This is a genomic window from Streptomyces sp. NPDC030809 (assembly GCF_055572195.1).
In genome coordinates this window covers 1-15,480 of record NZ_JBVIDV010000044.1, presented here as the reverse complement: position 1 = coordinate 15,480, position 15,480 = coordinate 1, and the positions used below count along the sequence as shown (strand labels likewise).

16 protein-coding genes and 1 pseudogene are annotated in these 15,480 nt (G+C 72.1%); 7 read left to right on the top strand and 10 right to left on the bottom strand.

Annotation, left to right across the window (positions count from 1 at the left end; all coding sequences use genetic code 11):
- Positions 1 to 63 precede the first annotated feature (63 nt).
- The 3 genes from ACZ407_RS34595 (at position 64) to ACZ407_RS34585 (ending at position 3,048) form a co-directional block, all read left to right on the top strand.
- Positions 64 to 861 (top strand): thioesterase family protein, encoded by a 798-nt coding sequence (locus tag ACZ407_RS34595; RefSeq protein WP_468135458.1) that lies wholly within the window; start codon positions 64 to 66, stop codon positions 859 to 861.
- 259 nt (positions 862 to 1,120) lie between these two features.
- The gene (locus ACZ407_RS34590) at positions 1,121 to 2,149 is read left to right on the top strand and encodes a bifunctional lytic transglycosylase/C40 family peptidase (RefSeq protein WP_468135456.1); all 1,029 of its coding nucleotides are present in this window, start codon (positions 1,121 to 1,123) and stop codon (positions 2,147 to 2,149) included.
- A 188-nt stretch (positions 2,150 to 2,337) separates the two neighbouring features.
- Complete coding sequence (locus tag ACZ407_RS34585) at positions 2,338 to 3,048, top strand: phosphatase PAP2 family protein (protein WP_468135454.1); 711 nt, start codon at positions 2,338 to 2,340, stop codon at positions 3,046 to 3,048.
- Between the two features lie 117 nt (positions 3,049 to 3,165).
- Here the strand turns inward: ACZ407_RS34585 and ACZ407_RS34580 are convergent, their stop codons facing one another.
- Complete coding sequence (locus tag ACZ407_RS34580) at positions 3,166 to 3,501, bottom strand: hypothetical protein (protein ID WP_468135452.1); 336 nt, start codon at positions 3,499 to 3,501, stop codon at positions 3,166 to 3,168.
- A gap of 114 nt (positions 3,502 to 3,615) precedes the next feature.
- Positions 3,616 to 3,849 carry a hypothetical protein gene (locus ACZ407_RS34575; RefSeq protein ID WP_468135450.1) on the bottom strand — a complete coding sequence of 78 codons (234 nt, stop codon included), beginning with the start codon at positions 3,847 to 3,849 and terminating at the stop codon, positions 3,616 to 3,618.
- 121 nt (positions 3,850 to 3,970) lie between these two features.
- Between ACZ407_RS34575 and ACZ407_RS34570 the strand changes: the two genes are divergently transcribed.
- Together ACZ407_RS34570 and ACZ407_RS34565 are read left to right on the top strand one after the other, a co-directional pair.
- Positions 3,971 to 4,783 (top strand): SCO4651 family lipoprotein, encoded by an 813-nt coding sequence (locus tag ACZ407_RS34570; protein WP_468135448.1) that lies wholly within the window; start codon positions 3,971 to 3,973, stop codon positions 4,781 to 4,783.
- Between the two features lie 161 nt (positions 4,784 to 4,944).
- On the top strand, positions 4,945 to 5,097 hold the full coding sequence (locus tag ACZ407_RS34565) for a hypothetical protein (protein WP_468135482.1): 153 nt from the start codon (positions 4,945 to 4,947) through the stop codon (positions 5,095 to 5,097).
- Between the two features lie 61 nt (positions 5,098 to 5,158).
- Here the strand turns inward: ACZ407_RS34565 and ACZ407_RS34560 are convergent, their stop codons facing one another.
- On the bottom strand, positions 5,159 to 5,503 hold the full coding sequence (locus tag ACZ407_RS34560; protein ID WP_468135446.1) for a metal-sensitive transcriptional regulator: 345 nt from the start codon (positions 5,501 to 5,503) through the stop codon (positions 5,159 to 5,161).
- Between the two features lie 189 nt (positions 5,504 to 5,692).
- Here ACZ407_RS34560 and ACZ407_RS34555 point away from each other — a divergent pair, with 189 nt between their 5' ends.
- Both ACZ407_RS34555 and ACZ407_RS34550 read left to right on the top strand, forming a co-directional pair.
- Complete coding sequence (locus ACZ407_RS34555; protein WP_468135444.1) at positions 5,693 to 6,313, top strand: DUF47 domain-containing protein; 621 nt, start codon at positions 5,693 to 5,695, stop codon at positions 6,311 to 6,313.
- Positions 6,314 to 6,318: 5 nt separating this feature from the next.
- A complete protein-coding gene (locus ACZ407_RS34550; protein WP_468135442.1) occupies positions 6,319 to 7,317 on the top strand; it encodes an inorganic phosphate transporter in 999 nt (332 codons plus the stop codon).
- 123 nt (positions 7,318 to 7,440) lie between these two features.
- Here ACZ407_RS34550 and pstB read toward each other — a convergent pair whose 3' ends face one another.
- The 7 genes and pseudogenes from pstB to ACZ407_RS34515 all read right to left on the bottom strand — a co-directional run.
- Complete coding sequence (gene pstB, locus ACZ407_RS34545) at positions 7,441 to 8,217, bottom strand: phosphate ABC transporter ATP-binding protein PstB (protein WP_468135440.1); 777 nt, start codon at positions 8,215 to 8,217, stop codon at positions 7,441 to 7,443.
- 30 nt (positions 8,218 to 8,247) lie between these two features.
- The gene (gene pstA, locus ACZ407_RS34540) at positions 8,248 to 9,330 is read right to left on the bottom strand and encodes a phosphate ABC transporter permease PstA (RefSeq protein ID WP_468135438.1); all 1,083 of its coding nucleotides are present in this window, start codon (positions 9,328 to 9,330) and stop codon (positions 8,248 to 8,250) included.
- Positions 9,330 to 10,319, bottom strand: coding sequence for a phosphate ABC transporter permease subunit PstC (gene pstC, locus ACZ407_RS34535; protein WP_468135436.1), 990 nt, complete (start codon positions 10,317 to 10,319; stop codon positions 9,330 to 9,332). The genes pstA and pstC overlap by 1 nt, the downstream gene beginning before the upstream one ends.
- Before the next feature lie 138 nt (positions 10,320 to 10,457).
- Positions 10,458 to 11,597, bottom strand: coding sequence for a phosphate ABC transporter substrate-binding protein PstS (gene pstS, locus ACZ407_RS34530; RefSeq protein ID WP_468135434.1), 1,140 nt, complete (start codon positions 11,595 to 11,597; stop codon positions 10,458 to 10,460).
- Between the two features lie 335 nt (positions 11,598 to 11,932).
- Complete coding sequence (locus ACZ407_RS34525; protein ID WP_468135432.1) at positions 11,933 to 12,919, bottom strand: CHAD domain-containing protein; 987 nt, start codon at positions 12,917 to 12,919, stop codon at positions 11,933 to 11,935.
- Positions 12,900 to 15,143 (bottom strand): RNA degradosome polyphosphate kinase, encoded by a 2,244-nt coding sequence (locus ACZ407_RS34520; protein ID WP_468135430.1) that lies wholly within the window; start codon positions 15,141 to 15,143, stop codon positions 12,900 to 12,902. Before ACZ407_RS34520 ends, ACZ407_RS34525 begins: the two co-directional genes overlap by 20 nt.
- Before the next feature lie 244 nt (positions 15,144 to 15,387).
- Positions 15,388 to 15,480: pseudogene (locus ACZ407_RS34515) on the bottom strand (mycothiol synthase); the annotation flags it as partial.

The following is a 15,480-nucleotide window of genomic DNA, read 5'->3' as shown; positions in this document are numbered from 1 at the left end:
CCGCGGGTTACCCGACGGTAACGTGCCGGGCGGGAGAGTGCGCACGTACGGGGAGGATGCGGGATGGGCGACCTGGAAGCGTTCTACGAGCGGACCGGCGAGGGCCGGTACCGCGCCACCGAGTACACCCGCGGGCCCTGGGACCCCGGCTCCCAGCACGCCGGGCCGCCCGCGGCGCTGCTCGGGCGGGCGGTGGAGGAGTACCCCGGCGCCCGCCCCGGGCTGCGGGCGGTCCGGATCACGTACGAGATCCTGCGCCCGGTCCCGATCGCCCCGCTCGCCGTCACCACGACCGTGCTGCGCACCGGGCGGGGTACGGAGCTGGTGGAGGCCGCGCTCGCCCCGGAGGGGGCGGACGCACCGGTGATGCTGGCGCGGGCGCTGCGGATGCGGGTCCTGGACGAGCCGGGGCCGGCGGTGGCCGAGGGGCCGCTCGTGCCGGCGCCGGGGGAGCTGCCGGTGTCCCCGTTCTTCCCGGTGCCGTGGGACACGGGGTACCACACGGCCGTGGAGATGCGGTTCGCGGACGGGGCGATGCTGGAGACCGGGCCGGGGAGCTGCTGGATGCGGATGCGGGTGCCGCTGGTGGCGGGCGAGGAACCGCGGGCGCTGGACCGGGTCCTGGTCGCCGCCGACTCCGGGAACGGCATCAGCAACGTGCTGGACTTCGGGCGGCACGTGTTCGTGAACGCGGACCTGTCCGTGCACCTGCACCGGCATCCGGTGGGGGAGTGGGTGTGCGTGGCCGCGCGCACGAGCGTGGACCCGGGCGGGATCGGCCTCGCGGACGCGCAACTGCACGACGAGAAGGGGCCGATCGGGCGCAGCGCCCAGTCCTTGTACGTGGCCCCGCGGCCGTGACCCTGCCGGGCCCCGGCGGTGGTGGTGGCGGGGAGCGGCGGGGGTGAGCTCCCGAAACGCCCGCACCGCGCGCGGCGCAAGAGCGGCGCGCACCGGCTCAACGGTGCGCGCGGTGGGAAGCCGCCGCGGGTGGAGCGCGCGTGACGGGGCGGCCGCGCAGGCCCGCGCGTGCGCCCCGTCTGCGCCGGGCGGGGGAGACGCTCGGACACGAGTGCGCCAAACTGCTGTGAAGGGGTGCGCTATGGGGGAGTGTTGACGGGTGCGCAGATTCTGGGTGGCCAGTGGGGTCGGGACCGCGGTGTTCTTCTGCTTCATCGTGCTGCTCGTCGTCGGCACGTACTCGGCCGCCGCCGGGATCATGACCGGGGGCGGGCGGTTCGCGGGGCTGGCCAAGGGGGCGGTGCCGGCCAAGTACCAGTCCCTCGTGTCCACCTGGGGGAACCTGTGCCCGGCGCTCAATCCCGCGCTGCTCGCCGCCCAGCTCTACCAGGAGAGCGGCTGGGACCCGGACATCGTGAGCCCGGCGGACGCCCGCGGCATCGCCCAGTTCATCCCCGACACCTGGCGGATCCACGGCATCGACGGGGACAAGGACGGGGACCGGGACATCTGGGACCCCAAGGACGCGATCCCGTCGGCGGCCTCGTACGACTGCTCGCTCGCTGCGGACGTGAAGGACGTGCCGGGCGACCCCGTGAAGAACATGCTCGCCGCGTACAACGCGGGCCCCGGCGCGGTGCTCAAGTACCGCGGGGTGCCCCCGTACCGCGAGACGAAGAACTACGTGAAGGTCATCACCACGCTCGCGGAGAGCTTCGAGCGGCCGGTGGGGCGGATCGCGCCCTCCCGGCAGGCGGCCGGGGCGATCTACTTCGCGCAGACCCGGCTCGGCACCCCGTACCTGTGGGGCGGGAACGGAACTCCCGAGCAGGACGGGCGGTTCGACTGCTCGGGGCTCACGCAGGCCGCGTACCGGACGGTGGGGGTGGAGCTGCCGCGCGTGGCCAACGACCAGTACAACGCGGGGCCGCACCCCTCGCGGGACGAACTCCTCCCGGGTGACCTGGTGTTCTTCTCCGACGATCTGACGAACTCGCGGGAGATCCGGCACGTGGGCCTGTACGTGGGCGGCGGATACATGATCAACGCCCCTTATACCGGGGCCGTGATCCGCTTCGACAAGATCGACACCCCCGACTACTTCGGCGCGACCCGGGTGACCAAGGACGGGGCGGAGGCCCTTCCGGTGCGCGCGGCCGCAGCGCCCGGGGCCGGCAACGCACCGTGAGGCTCAGGCCCTGAGCTGCGGTGATTCGTCACTCTTGGATAACGTTGGAGTGATCATTCGGTGGAGAGTGGAACGTACGCGCCAGAACGGGCGTTCCATGGACACGGGGGCTTGATCGCGGGGGGCGAAGGGGCGCACACCGGTGTGCGTCCGCAGGGGACAAGGCAAGGGCAAGGGGCCACACCACCATGGCTGGACTCGCGACGGGCGGGCCGAACCCCGACGTAAGCCTGCTCTACGGCATCAACGGCCTCACGGAGGCCACCCCCGGCTGGCTCGACCGCACGATCGGCCTCGTCGGCGAGTACGGGATCCTGCTCGCCCTGGTCCTCCTCGTGCTGTGGTGCTGGCGCGGCGCCCGCCGGCAGGGCGAGGCCGCCGCCGTCGAATCCTTCACCGCCCTCGTCTGGACCCCGCTCGCCGCCGCCGTCGCCCTGCTGGTGAACGTGCCGCTGCGCGGATTCGTCGGCCGGCCGCGGCCGTTCAGGTCCCACGAGGGGCTGGAGGTCCTCGCCGAGGGCAAGACCGACTTCTCCTTCGTCAGCGACCACGCCACCCTCGCCATGGCCCTCGGCGTCGGCCTGTTCATCGCCCACCGCCGGCTCGGCCTGATCGGCATCGGGCTCGCCCTCGCCGAGGGCTTCTGCCGGGTCTACATGGGCGTGCACTACCCGACCGACGTGGTGGGCGGCTTCGCGCTGGGCACCGCCGTGGTCCTGGTGCTCGCCCCGCTCGCGCTCGCCCTGCTCACCCCGCTCGTACGGGCCGTGGCCCGCTCCGCGCGGCTGCGGTGGCTCGTACGGTCGCGGCGGACGGAGCGGATGCTCGCGGTGGACCTGACCCAGGCTCATGCCGGAGCGCCGGAGGGCCACTTCCCCGAGCGGGACCTCGCGGCCTGACGCCCCGCCTGCGCGTCCGCGCTCAGCCGCGGAGGTAGAGGAGGACGGCCGCCAGCAGGCACAGGGCCGCGGCGCCGAAGCAGGCGCGGACCGCCGGGCGGCTGCCGCCCCGGCCGCTCAGGGCTCACCGCCCGGCTCGCGGGCCTCGCGCCGGTAGCGGGAGCGCAGCCACAGGCCGGTGGCCGTGGCGGCCGCCGTGGTGGTGCCGATGGCCAGCGCCACGTCCCCCGGCCCGTCCGCCGAGCCCACGGGACGGGCCGCGGGCCGGTCCGAGGGGCGCTGGGAGGGCAGGTGCGAGGGCCGGGCCCCGAGGGGCCGGACGGCCGCCCGGCCGGAGGGCTTCTGCGCGTGTCTCTGGGCCTGTTTGCACACGGCCCAGGCCTCGTGCGGGCCCAGGGCGTACAGGACGGCCCAGGCGAGGACGGCGATCCGGGTGGCTGCGGGTCCTGGCATGAGACCAGGGCAACCGGTCGGCGGCATCCCGGCCACCCGGAGGGGCCATACGGACGAGCCGGGCGTCCGAGGGGCGGCCGCCGGTCCGGTGCCGGCCGCCCGTCCCGCGCCGCCTCAGGAGTCCGCGGCGGGCGGGGCCGAGGCGTGCGCCGCGGCGTCCTTGCGGGCCAGGTCGCGGGAGCGGCGGGCCGGACCGCGCCAGCCGCAGCTGCACCGGGCCGAGCAGAAGGACCCGCGCTCGGAGGTGCCGGTCTCGTGCACCGGCTCCCCCGCGGCTGCGGGCTCGCGCGGCTCCGGGACGGAGGCGGGAAGCGGAGGGGCGGGCGGCGCTGCGCGGTGCGGGTCCACACCACCACGGTACCGGCCGCCACCGGGTCCGGCCGCCGTGACGGGGAACCCCCGGGCTCGTTATCCGGAGCGGGTGGGGGCCTCGGGCAAGAAGCGGTCACGCGTTGGGGGTTGGCAGGCGATGGTGGTCCAGCGGGACAGGCGCACCGGCGGGGCGTGGCTCGCCGCCGCGGTGGTGCTCGGGGTGGTGGGCGCGGCCTCCGGCTGCGGCGGCGGAGAGCGGCCCCCGGCGGACGGGACCGCGGCGGTGCGCGCCGCCGCCGACGCCCTGACCCGGGCGGGCAGCGCCCGGGCGCGCACGGCGATGGAGATGGCGACCGGCGGCACCCGGGTCACCATCCGCGGCGAGGGCGGGGTGGACTTCCGCAACCGGCTGGGGCAGTTGGTGGTGATGCTGCCCGCCGACGTCACCGGCAAGGCCGGGCACCGGCCGATCACCGAGCTGCTGGCCCCCGGTGCGCTGTACATGAAGAACCGCGGGGCGGGGGTGCCGGCCGACAAGTGGGTGCGCGTGGACACCACCTCCCTGTCCGACGGGAACCTCGTCACGGGCGGGGCGACCGACCCGCTGGCCGCCGCGGAGCTGCTGCGCGGGGCGCAGGAGGTCACGTACGTCGGGGAGACCGAACTCGCGGGGACGAAGGTGCGGCACTACCGCGGGACCACCGACATCGGGCGGGCGGCGCGGAACGCGTCCCCGCACGCCCGGGCCGCCCTGGAGGCCGCGGCGAAAGGGTTCAGCAAGGACACGGTGCCCTTCGACGCCTACCTGGACGAGGCGGGGCTGCTGCGCAAGGTCCGGCACCGGTTCAGCTACGTGAACAACGGGCCGGTGGACGTGTCCTCGACCACCCTGCTGTTCGGATTCGGAACGCCGGTGACGGTGCAGCTGCCGCCCGGCCGGGACATCTTCGCCGGGAAGATCGCCGACTAGCCGCCGCCCCGGGGCCGGGAACCCGGGGCGGGCGGCGGCGCAAAAGGACCAGGGGCGGGTAGCCGGAAATGGTCCATACGTGTCATGCGCGGGCGGTCCCGGGCTCCTTACGCTGAGGATCCGGTGACCGATGCCGACAGCGGCGGAAAGTGGTGATGCACGTGACTCCGGCAGCCGGCACGACTGTCCAGGACCACGTGGCCCTCGCCGAGATCGAGCTCTGCGGCGAGCTGATCATCGCGGCCTCCGCCGCCGACGGGGAGCGGCTGAGCCTGGACCGGATCGACGAGGTCCTGCTCGTCCACTGCGCCTAGGTCGGCGCGCGCGGTCGACGAGGTCCTGCTCGTCCACTGCGCCTAGGCGGGCGCGCGCGGCTCAGGTGCGCAGCAGGCGGGCGATGGCCTTGGTGGCCTCCTCGACCTTGGCGTCGATCTCGGTGCCGCCCTTGACGGCCGCGTCGGCCACGCAGTGCCGCAGGTGCTCCTCCAGGAGCTGGAGGGCGAAGGACTGGAGGGCCTTCGTGCTGGCCGAAACCTGCGTGAGTATGTCGATGCAGTAGACGTCCTCGTCGACGAGGCGCTGGAGTCCGCGGATCTGGCCCTCGATCCGGCGCAGCCGCTTGAGGTGCTCGTCCTTCTGGTGGTGGTACCCGTGGACGGCGCCCTCGGCGGGGCCGTGCACGGCGGTTTCCGTACCGGCGGTGGTCTCGGTGGTGGTCATGGATCCTCCGTGGTCACCTGGGGACGTATACCCCTCATGGGTATAGGGTAGCGGGCTCTGCTCGAACGGGCAGGGGCCGTGCTCCTTACTCTGCCTGATGGAGGACACTCGGGAACGGCCGGTTAGCCGTGGCCGGAGGATGCGCCTAGCATCAGCCTGACCGAATCCGATGCACCCCGAGGACCTCACGTGCGATTTCGTCTGACCCCCAGGGAGACGAGCTTCTACGACATGTTCGCCGCATCCGCGGACAACATCGTCACGGGCTCCAAGCTCCTGATGGAACTGCTCGGAGCGGACTCGTCCGCCCGGGCCGAGATCGCGGAGCGGATGCGGGCGGCGGAGCACGCGGGCGACGACGCCACACACGCGATCTTCCACCAGCTGAACTCCTCGTTCATCACGCCGTTCGACCGCGAGGACATCTACTCCCTCGCCTCGTCGCTCGACGACATCATGGACTTCATGGAGGAGGCCGTCGACCTCGTCGTCCTCTACAACGTCGAGGAACTGCCGAAGGGCGTCGAGCAGCAGATCGAGGTCCTGGCGCGGGCGGCCGAGCTGACCGCCGAGGCCATGCCGCACCTGCGCACGATGGACAACCTGACGGAGTACTGGATCGAGGTCAACCGCCTCGAGAACCAGGCCGACCAGATCCACCGCAAGCTGCTCGCGCACCTCTTCAACGGCAACTACGACGCCATCGAGGTGCTCAAGCTCAAGCAGATCGTCGATGTGCTTGAAGAGGCGGCCGACGCGTTCGAGCACGTCGCGAATACGGTGGAGACCATCGCGGTCAAGGAGTCCTGAACCTCGTGGACACCTTTGCGCTGGTCGTGACCATCGGTGTCGCGCTCGGCTTCACGTACACCAACGGCTTCCACGACTCCGCGAACGCCATCGCGACCTCGGTCTCCACGCGGGCGCTGACCCCGCGGGCGGCCCTGGCCATGGCCGCGGTGATGAACCTCGCCGGTGCCTTCCTGGGCAGCGGGGTGGCCAAGACGGTCAGCGAGGGCCTGATCGAGACGCCCCACGGCAACCGGGGCATGTGGATCCTCTTCGCCGCCCTCGTGGGCGCGATCGTCTGGAACCTGATCACCTGGTACTTCGGCCTGCCCTCGTCCTCCTCGCACGCCCTGTTCGGCGGCATGGTGGGCGCGGCGCTCGCGGGCGGCACCGACGTGATCTGGTCGGGCGTGGTCGAGAAGGTCATCATCCCGATGTTCGTCTCCCCGGTGGTCGGCCTGGTGGTCGGCTACCTGGTGATGGTCGTCATCCTGTGGATGTTCCGCCGGGCCAACCCGCACCGGGCCAAGCGCGGCTTCCGCATCGCGCAGACCGTCTCGGCGGCCGGCATGGCCCTCGGCCACGGTCTCCAGGACGCCCAGAAGACGATGGGCATCGTCGTGATGGCCCTGGTCATCGCGGACGTGGAGAAGGCCGGGGACCCGATCCCGGTGTGGGTGAAGATCGCCTGCGCCGTGATGCTCTCGCTCGGCACGTACGCGGGCGGCTGGCGCATCATGCGCACGCTGGGCCGCAAGATCATCGAGCTGGACCCGCCGCAGGGCTTCGCGGCGGAGACCACCGGTGCCTCGATCATGTTCGGCTCGGCGTTCCTCTTCCACGCGCCGATCTCCACCACCCACGTGATCACCTCGGCGATCATGGGCGTGGGCGCCACCAAGCGCGTGAATGCGGTCCGCTGGGGCGTGGCCAAGAACATCATCCTTGGCTGGTTCATCACCATGCCGGCGGCGGCCGCGGTGGCCGCGGTGTGCTTCTGGATCGTGAACCTGGCGTTCGTCTGACGCGTACGTCTGACGCGTACGGGCGCAGAAGTCGGGCCCGGCTCCCCTCTCGGGGAGCCGGGCCCTTCGCCGTGCGGTGGCACCGCCATGCAGCACCGCAGGACGTGCTTGCGGGGCTCCGGTCTAGCCGAAGCGGCCCGAGATGTAGTCCTCGGTGGCCTGGACGGACGGGTTCGAGAAGATCCGGTCCGTGTCGTCGATCTCGACGAGCTTGCCGGGCATGCCGACGGCCGCGAGGTTGAAGAAGGCGGTGCGGTCGGAGACGCGCGCGGCCTGCTGCATGTTGTGCGTCACGATGACGATCGTGAAGCGCTCCTTGAGCTCGCCGATCAGGTCCTCGATGGCGAGGGTGGAGATCGGGTCGAGGGCGGAGCAGGGCTCGTCCATCAGCAGGACCTCCGGCTCGACCGCGATGGCGCGGGCGATGCACAGGCGCTGCTGCTGGCCGCCGGAGAGGCCGGAGCCGGGCTTGTTCAGGCGGTCCTTGACCTCGTTCCAGAGGTTCGCGCCCTTGAGCGACCGCTCGACGATGTCGTTCAGCTCGTTCTTCTTGTACGAGCCGTTCAGGCGCAGGCCCGCGGCCACGTTGTCGAAGATCGACATGGTGGGGAACGGGTTGGGGCGCTGGAAGACCATGCCGACGGTGCGGCGGACGGCGACCGGGTCCACGCCCGGGCCGTACAGGTTCTCGTCGTCCAGCATCACCTTGCCCTCGACGCGGCCGCCGGGGGTGACCTCGTGCATGCGGTTCAGGGTGCGCAGGAAGGTGGACTTGCCGCAGCCCGAGGGGCCGATGAAGGCGGTCACGGAGCGGGGCTCGACGGTCATCGAGATGTCGTCGATGGCCTTGTGGGAGCCGTAGAAGGCGGAGAGACCGGAGACGTCGATGCGCTTGGCCATGTGAATCACTGCTTCTTTCGTACGGCGCGGTCAGCGGCCGGTCTTCGGGGCCTTCCAGCGGGCTATGCCGCGGGCCACCAGGTTGAGGATCATGACGAAGGCGATCAGGACGAGCGCTGCCGCCCAGGCGCGGTCGAAGGAGTCTTCACTTCCGACCTTGTACTGCTCCCAGATGTAGAGCGGGAGCGAGGACTGGGCGCCTTCGAACGGGTTGTCGTTGATCAGCGGGTTGCCGAAGACCAGCAGCATGATCGGGGCGGTCTCGCCGGCGATGCGGGCCACGGCCAGCATCACACCGGTGGAGATGCCGCCGATGGCGGTGGGGAGCACGACCTTGAGGATGGTGCGCCACTTCGGCACCCCGAGGGCGAGGGAGGCCTCGCGCAGCTCGTTGGGGACGAGCTTGAGCATCTCCTCGGTGGAGCGGACCACGACGGGCATCATCAGGATCGACAGGGCCAGGGAGCCGGCGAAGCCGGAGGGGCCCTGCTCCAGCATCAGCGTCCACGTCGTCAGGATGAAGAGGCCCGCGACGATGGAGGGGATGCCGGTCATGACGTCGACGAAGAAGGTGACGGCCTTGGCGAGCCGGCCCCGGCCGTACTCGACCAGGTAGACGGCGGTCAGCAGGCCGATGGGCGCGGCGATCGCGGTGGCCAGCAGCACCTGCTCGACGGTGCCGAGCAGGGCGTGGTACACGCCGCCGCCGGGGGCGAAGCCGGCGACCCCGGCCATGGAGTGGCTCAGGAAGTAGCCGTCGAGGACCTTCACGCCGCGGGCGATGGTGACCCCGAGCAGCGACAGCAGCGGGACCACGGCGAGGAGGAAGCAGACCCACACGAGGGAGGTCGCGACCCGGTCGGTGGCCTGGCGGCGGTTTTCGACGACGGCGCTGGCGGCGTAGGTGATCCCGACGAACAGCACGGCTGCGATCAGGCCCCACTGCATACGGCTCTCCAGCCCGGCAACGAGGCCGATGCCGGTGCCGAGGAGGGCCGAGAGGGCGGCGATGCCGGCCGGGGCCCAGCGGGGCAGGCCGCCGCGGGTGAGGGAGGTGGGGGCGGAGGACTTGCGCGACCGCACGGGGCGCGGGTCCTGCAGTGCGTGGCTCATCAGGCGTTCGCCCCCGAGTACTCCTTGCGGCGCGCGATGATCATGCGAGCGGCGCCGTTGACCAGCAGGGTGAGCAGGAAGAGGACGAGGCCGGAGGCGATGAGGGCGTCCCGGCCGAACTCGTTGGCCTCGTCGAACTTCGCGGCGATGTTCTGGGCGAAGGTGCCGCCGCCCGGGTCCAGCAGGTGCCCGGAGATCAGGAAGCTCGGGGAGAGCACGGTGGCGACGGCCATCGTCTCGCCGAGGGCGCGGCCGAGGCCGAGCATCGAGGCGGAGATGACGCCGGAGCGGCCGAAGGGCAGCACCGACATCCGGATGACCTCCCAGCGGGTCGCGCCGAGGGCCAGGGCGGCCTCCTCGTTCATGCGCGGGACCTGGAGGAAGACCTCGCGGCTGACGCTGGTCACGATCGGCAGGATCATGATCGCGAGCAGGATGCCGACGGTGAACAGGGAGCGGTCCACGCCCACCTGCGTCTTGTCGAAGAGGTACGTGAAGCTCAGGTACCGGTCCAGCCAGGAGGTGAGCCCGCCCAGGTAGGGGACCAGGAAGAGGGCGCCCCAGATGCCGTAGACGATGGACGGCACGGCGGCGAGCAGGTCCACCACGTACGCGAGCGGCCCGGCCAGCTTGCGCGGTGCGTAGTGGGAGATGAACAGGGCGATGCCGACGGCGATCGGGACCGCGATGGCCATCGCGATGACCGAGCTGACGACGGTGCCGTAGAGGAGGACCGCGATGCCGAAGACCGGCGGCTCGCCGGTCGCGTTCCAGTCGAAGGTGGTGAGGAAGTTGCCCTCGTTCTCCGACAGGGCCAGCGTGGCCCGGTAGGTCAGGAAGACGGCGATCGACGCCATGATCACGAGGAGCAGGATCCCGGAGCCCTTGGAGAGCCCGCTGAAGATCTTGTCACCCGCACGGCCGGTGGACCGTGCGCTCGTGGAGACAGGCGGAGCCGTGTCTATGCGGGTGGGTGTGGTGGAAGCCATGGTCTTTCCGGTCTGTGTGGGGAGCGAGCCCCCTGGCGGCGGTGCACCGGATGTCCCCCGGAGGGGAGGTCCCCCGGAGGGGAGGTCCCGGGGCCGGTCCGTCCGGACGGGGACGGACCGGCCCGCGGGCGCTGGGCCTTAGGACAGCGAGGCGACGACCTCGCGGACCTTGGCGTTGATCTCGGCCGGGATGGGCGCGTAGCCCTTCTCGGCGAGGAGCTTCTGGCCGGCGTCGCTGGCCGTGTAGTTCAGGAAGGACTTGACGGTCGGGAGGGTCTCCGCCTTGTTGCCCTTGTCGCAGACGATCTCGTACGTGACCAGGACCAGCGGGTACGCGCCCTCGGCCTTGGTGGTGTAGTCGAGCTTGAGGGCCAGGTCCTTGCCGGTGCCGTCGATCTTGGCGGCGGCGATGGCCTTGGAGGCGTTCTCCGGGGTGGCCTGGACGGGGGCCGCGGCGCCGGTGGCGATGTCCACGGTCTTGATGCTCTGCGCGGTGGCGTAGGAGAGCTCGAAGTAGCCGATCGCGCCGTCGACCTGCTTGACCTGGGCGGCGACGCCCGCGGAGCCGGAGGCGGCCTGGCCGCCCGGGGCCGGCCACTTCTTCTCGGGCTCGTAGGTCCAGTCCGCGGCGGCGGTCTTGGCGAGGTACTTGCCGAGGTTCTGGGTGGTGCCGGAGTCCTCGGAGCGGTGGAAGGCCTGGATCGCGGTGGACGGGAGCTTCACGCCCGGGTTGAGCTTGGCGATCGCCGCGTCGTCCCACTTCTTGATCTTGTCGTTGAAGATCTTGGCGAGGGTGGGGGCGTCGAGGGTGAGCTTGTCCACGCCGGCGACGTTGAAGCCGATGGCGATGGGGCCGCCGACCATCGGCAGGTTGATGCCCTGGCCGCCGGTGCAGACCTTCTTCGAGTCCTCGACCTCCTTCGGCTTCAGCGCGGAGTCCGAGCCCGCGAAGCCGACGGTGCCCTGGTTGAACGCGACGATGCCCTCACCCGAGGAGGAGGCCTTGTAGTTCACCTGGACGCCCGGGCAGGTGGCCATGTAGCCGTTGACCCACAGGTCCATGGCGTTCTTCTGGGCCGAGGAGCCGGAGGCCAGCAGCTGGCCCTTGGCGCCCTCACAGGCCTTCGGGTCGCCCTTGGGGGCGGCCGCCGACGTGTTGCCGTCCTTCGGGGAAGAGGTGTTGTCGTCGGAGCCGCACGCCGTGAGGACCAGGGCGCCGGACACGACGAGGGCCCCGAGGGCGGAGGCACGAAGCCGGTTCTTGCGCTGAAGCTTCACTTTCGGGTGTTCCTTCCAGGAGCCGCCGGTCTCGGTGGTGCGGGCGGCGTGCGAAGAGGACTACATCTGGGTTACGTCGCGATGCGCGGCGGATGGACTCTTTCGGGCCCTGCTCTCACCGTGCACGACTGAAATTAGGCAGATCAGGTGAAGCGACCGGCCGTGGAGGGTGAACGGACGGTGAACCGTGGCGGACGGCCCGGAATCCCCTCCCCCGGATCGCGCGCCCGGACGCGCGGGCGCACGCCGGGCGCGTCCGGGGGGTGGGTGAAGGAGGGCTTCCGGGCCTTGGCGGGGCGGGCCCGCCGGGCCCGGCGGGCGCCTGCCGCAGCCGGTCAGGTGCCGGCGGTGGCCCCCGCGGCCGTGGGGTCGGCGGCCGCCGCGCGCTGCCAGATCCGCTGGAAGTCGTACCGGGCCGCCTCCACCTCGTGCCGCTGGTCGGCGTGCAGCACGCCCAGGGCGTAGGCGGTGGCCGGGGCGATCCGCGGGGTGCGGGCGGCGGTGGCCGAGGCGGCGGCGGCCTCGGCCGCGTCCCGGTGCCGGTCCAGGGCCTCGGCGGCAGCCGTCAGCCGGGTGACGTCCTCGGTGAGGGCCTCCTGCGCGTGGCGGTGCACGTGCAGCAGGGAGCGGACCCGGTGCCAGGGGGCGTCCTGGCGCTCGTCGTCCACGAGCGCCTCCGCGTTGTACGGGTGCGCGGCCCGTACGAGGGGCAGGTCGCGGGCGGCCTCGGCGAGCCGGTCGGCGGCCCGGGCGGCCAGCGGGACCAGCACCTCGTCGGTGCGACCGGCCGCCGCCACCCGGTCCAGCGGCACCTCGGAGGCCAGCACGGCGACGGCGTCGGCGACCGCGTGGAAGCGGGCGGAGCCCAGCGCCTGGAGGGTGGCGGAGTGCGCGCGGGTCCGGGCCAGGGTCAGCTGGCGCTCCAGCAGGGCCGCGGCCCGCGCCGAGCCCACGGTCAGCGCCGAGCGGGCCGGACCGCGGGGGGCCGGCACCTCGGGCCGGCCGGAGAGCCGGTGCAGGGCGTCGAGCAGCCGGTTCAGCCGGGCCGCGTACGCGTGCTCGTCGGACAGGGTGGCCGACAGCCAGGTCAGCTCGGTGCGCAGGCCGTCCGCCCAGGCCGGGTCGGTGACCGGCCGGAAGGTGGCCAGGGAGCTGCGGATCCGGCGGGCGGCCCCGCGCAGCACGAGGGCCCCCTCGCTCTCCGCGGCGGCCGCCCCGCCCTCCTCGTGCAGCCGCAGGCCGCGGAGGAAAGCGGTGGCCTGGGCGCGCAGGTACGCGCCCAGGACCTCGCCGGCACGGGGGTCAGGGTTTTGCAGAGCCACGCCGGCGCCTCCGGGCGTCTATGAGCATCTCCTGGACGTGCCGCAGCGGCTGGCCTTCCGCGTCCGTGCTGTGCCGGGTCCATTCGCCGTCCGGGCCGAGGTGCCAGGAGGAACCGGCGTCGGACATGCCGGTCTCCAGCAGCCGGTCGAGCGCGGCGCGGTGGGCGGGGTCGGTGACCCGTACGAGGGCCTCGATGCGGCGGTCGAGGTTGCGGTGCATCATGTCGGCGCTGCCGAGCCAGATCTCGGGTTCGCCGCCGTTGCCGAAGGCGAAGAGCCGGGAGTGCTCCAGGAAGCGGCCGAGGACGGACCGGACCCGGATGTTCTCCGAGAGGCCGGCGACGCCGGGGCGGATGGCGCAGATCCCGCGCACCCAGACGTCCACGGGCACGCCTGCCTGGGCGGCCCGGTAGAGCGCGTCGATGAGTGCCTCGTCGACGATGGAGTTGACCTTGATGCGGACGTACGCGGGGCGGCCGGCCTTGTGGTGGGCCGCCTCCTTGTTGATCCGGGAGATCAGGCCGTCGCGCAGGGACTTGGGGGCCACCAGCAGGCGGCGGTAGGTCTCGCGGCGGCTGTAGCCGGACAGCCGGTTGAAGAGGTCGGAGAGGTCCGCGCCGACCTGCGGGTCGGCGGTGAGCAGGCCGAGGTCCTCGTACAGGCGGGCGGTCTTGGGGTGGTAGTTGCCGGTGCCGACGTGGGAGTAGCGGCGCAGGGTCTCGCCCTCCTGGCGGACCACCAGGGACAGCTTGCAGTGGGTCTTGAGGCCGACGAGGCCGTAGACGACGTGGCAGCCGGCCTCTTCGAGCTTGCGCGCCCACTTGATGTTGGCCTGCTCGTCGAAGCGGGCCTTGATCTCGACGAGGACGAGGACCTGCTTGCCGGACTCGGCGGCGTCGATGAGGGCGTCCACGATCGGGGAGTCGCCGGAGGTGCGGTACAGCGTCTGCTTGATGGCGAGCACGTCCGGGTCGGCGGCGGCCTGCTCCAGGAAGGCCTGTACGGACGTGGAGAAGCTGTCGTACGGGTGGTGGAGGAGCACGTCCCGCTCGCGCAGGGCGGCGAAGATGTCGGGCGCGGAGGCGGACTCGACCTCGGCGAGGTCCCGGTGGGTGCCGGCGACGAACTTGGGGTACTTGAGCTCGGGCCGGTCCAGCCCGGCGATGCCGAAGAGGCCGGTGAGGTCGAGCGGGCCGGGCAGCGGGTACACCTCGGCCCCGGTGATGTTCAGCTCCTGCACGAGCAGGTCGAGGACGCCGGGGTCGATGGACTCCTCGACCTCCAGGCGGACCGGCGGGCCGAAGCGGCGCCGCATGAGCTCCTTCTCCAGGGCCTGGAGGAGGTTCTCGGCGTCGTCCTCCTCGACCTCCAGGTCCTCGTTGCGGGTGACCCGGAAGGTGTGGTGGGCGAGCACCTCCATGCCGGGGAAGAGCTCTTCGAGGTGGGCGGCGATGACGTCTTCGAGGGGCACGTACCGCTGGGGCGAGGCCTCCAGGAAGCGGTCGAGCAGCGGCGGGACCTTGACCCGGGCGAAGTGCCGGTGGCCGCTGACCGGGTTGCGCACGACGACGGCCAGGTTGAGCGAGAGGCCGGAGATGTACGGGAAGGGGTGCGCGGGGTCCACGGCCAGCGGGGTGAGCACCGGGAAGATCCGGTTGCGGAACAGGGTGAACAGCCGGGCCTGTTCCTTCTCCGTGAGCTCCGGCCAGCGGATCAGCTCGATGCCCTCCTCGGCGAGCGCGGGGGCGATGTCCTGCTGGTAGCAGGCGGCGTGCCGGGCCATGAGCTCGCGGGAGCGGGTCCAGATCTGGTCGAGCACCTCGCGGGGCTGGAGGCCGGAGGCGGAGCGGGTGGCCACGCCGGTCGCGATGCGGCGCTTGAGTCCGGCCACGCGGACCATGAAGAACTCGTCGAGGTTGCTCGCGAAAATCGCGAGGAAGTTAGCCCGTTCGAGGAGCGGGGTGGCCGGGTCCTCGGCGAGCTCGAGCACCCGCTCGTTGAAGGCGAGCCAGCTGCGCTCGCGGTCGAGGAAGCGTCCGCTGGGCAGCTCGTCGCCGGCGGGGTCCTCGTCGTAGACGTCGAGATCGGAGTCGAGACCGTGGTCGAGACCGCGGTCGAGGCCGGCCAGGCCGGCGGGCACCGAATGCGGACGGTGCGCGGCTATGGAACCGACGGAGGGCTGTGCGTGCTGGACGGGGACCTCGGCGCTGCTCTGCTGGCTCATACCTCCATTCTTCCGCGCACGCGGGAGTACAGGCGCGTCGGAAGGTGCGGCCGTCGGCCGTGGCCACGGCAGGAGGGAGGGGTCGGCGGCGGGCTGCATGGCGCGAGCGTCGCAAGCGTGTCTGAATGCCCGGTTAATGGCGTGTGGCTTCCCGGGAGCCCGCATGCCAAGGCGTGATCCTTTCGTGTCCTGGGCGGCCGGCGGCGGGCGGGCGGAGGTGCCCGCCCGCCGCCGGGGCGCCGGGTCAGGACTCGGTGCGGTACATCAGGTCCACCTCACGCGTGGCGAAACCAAGGCCCCCGTAAAAGGAGAAGGCGGCAGGGTTGTCGGCTTCCAC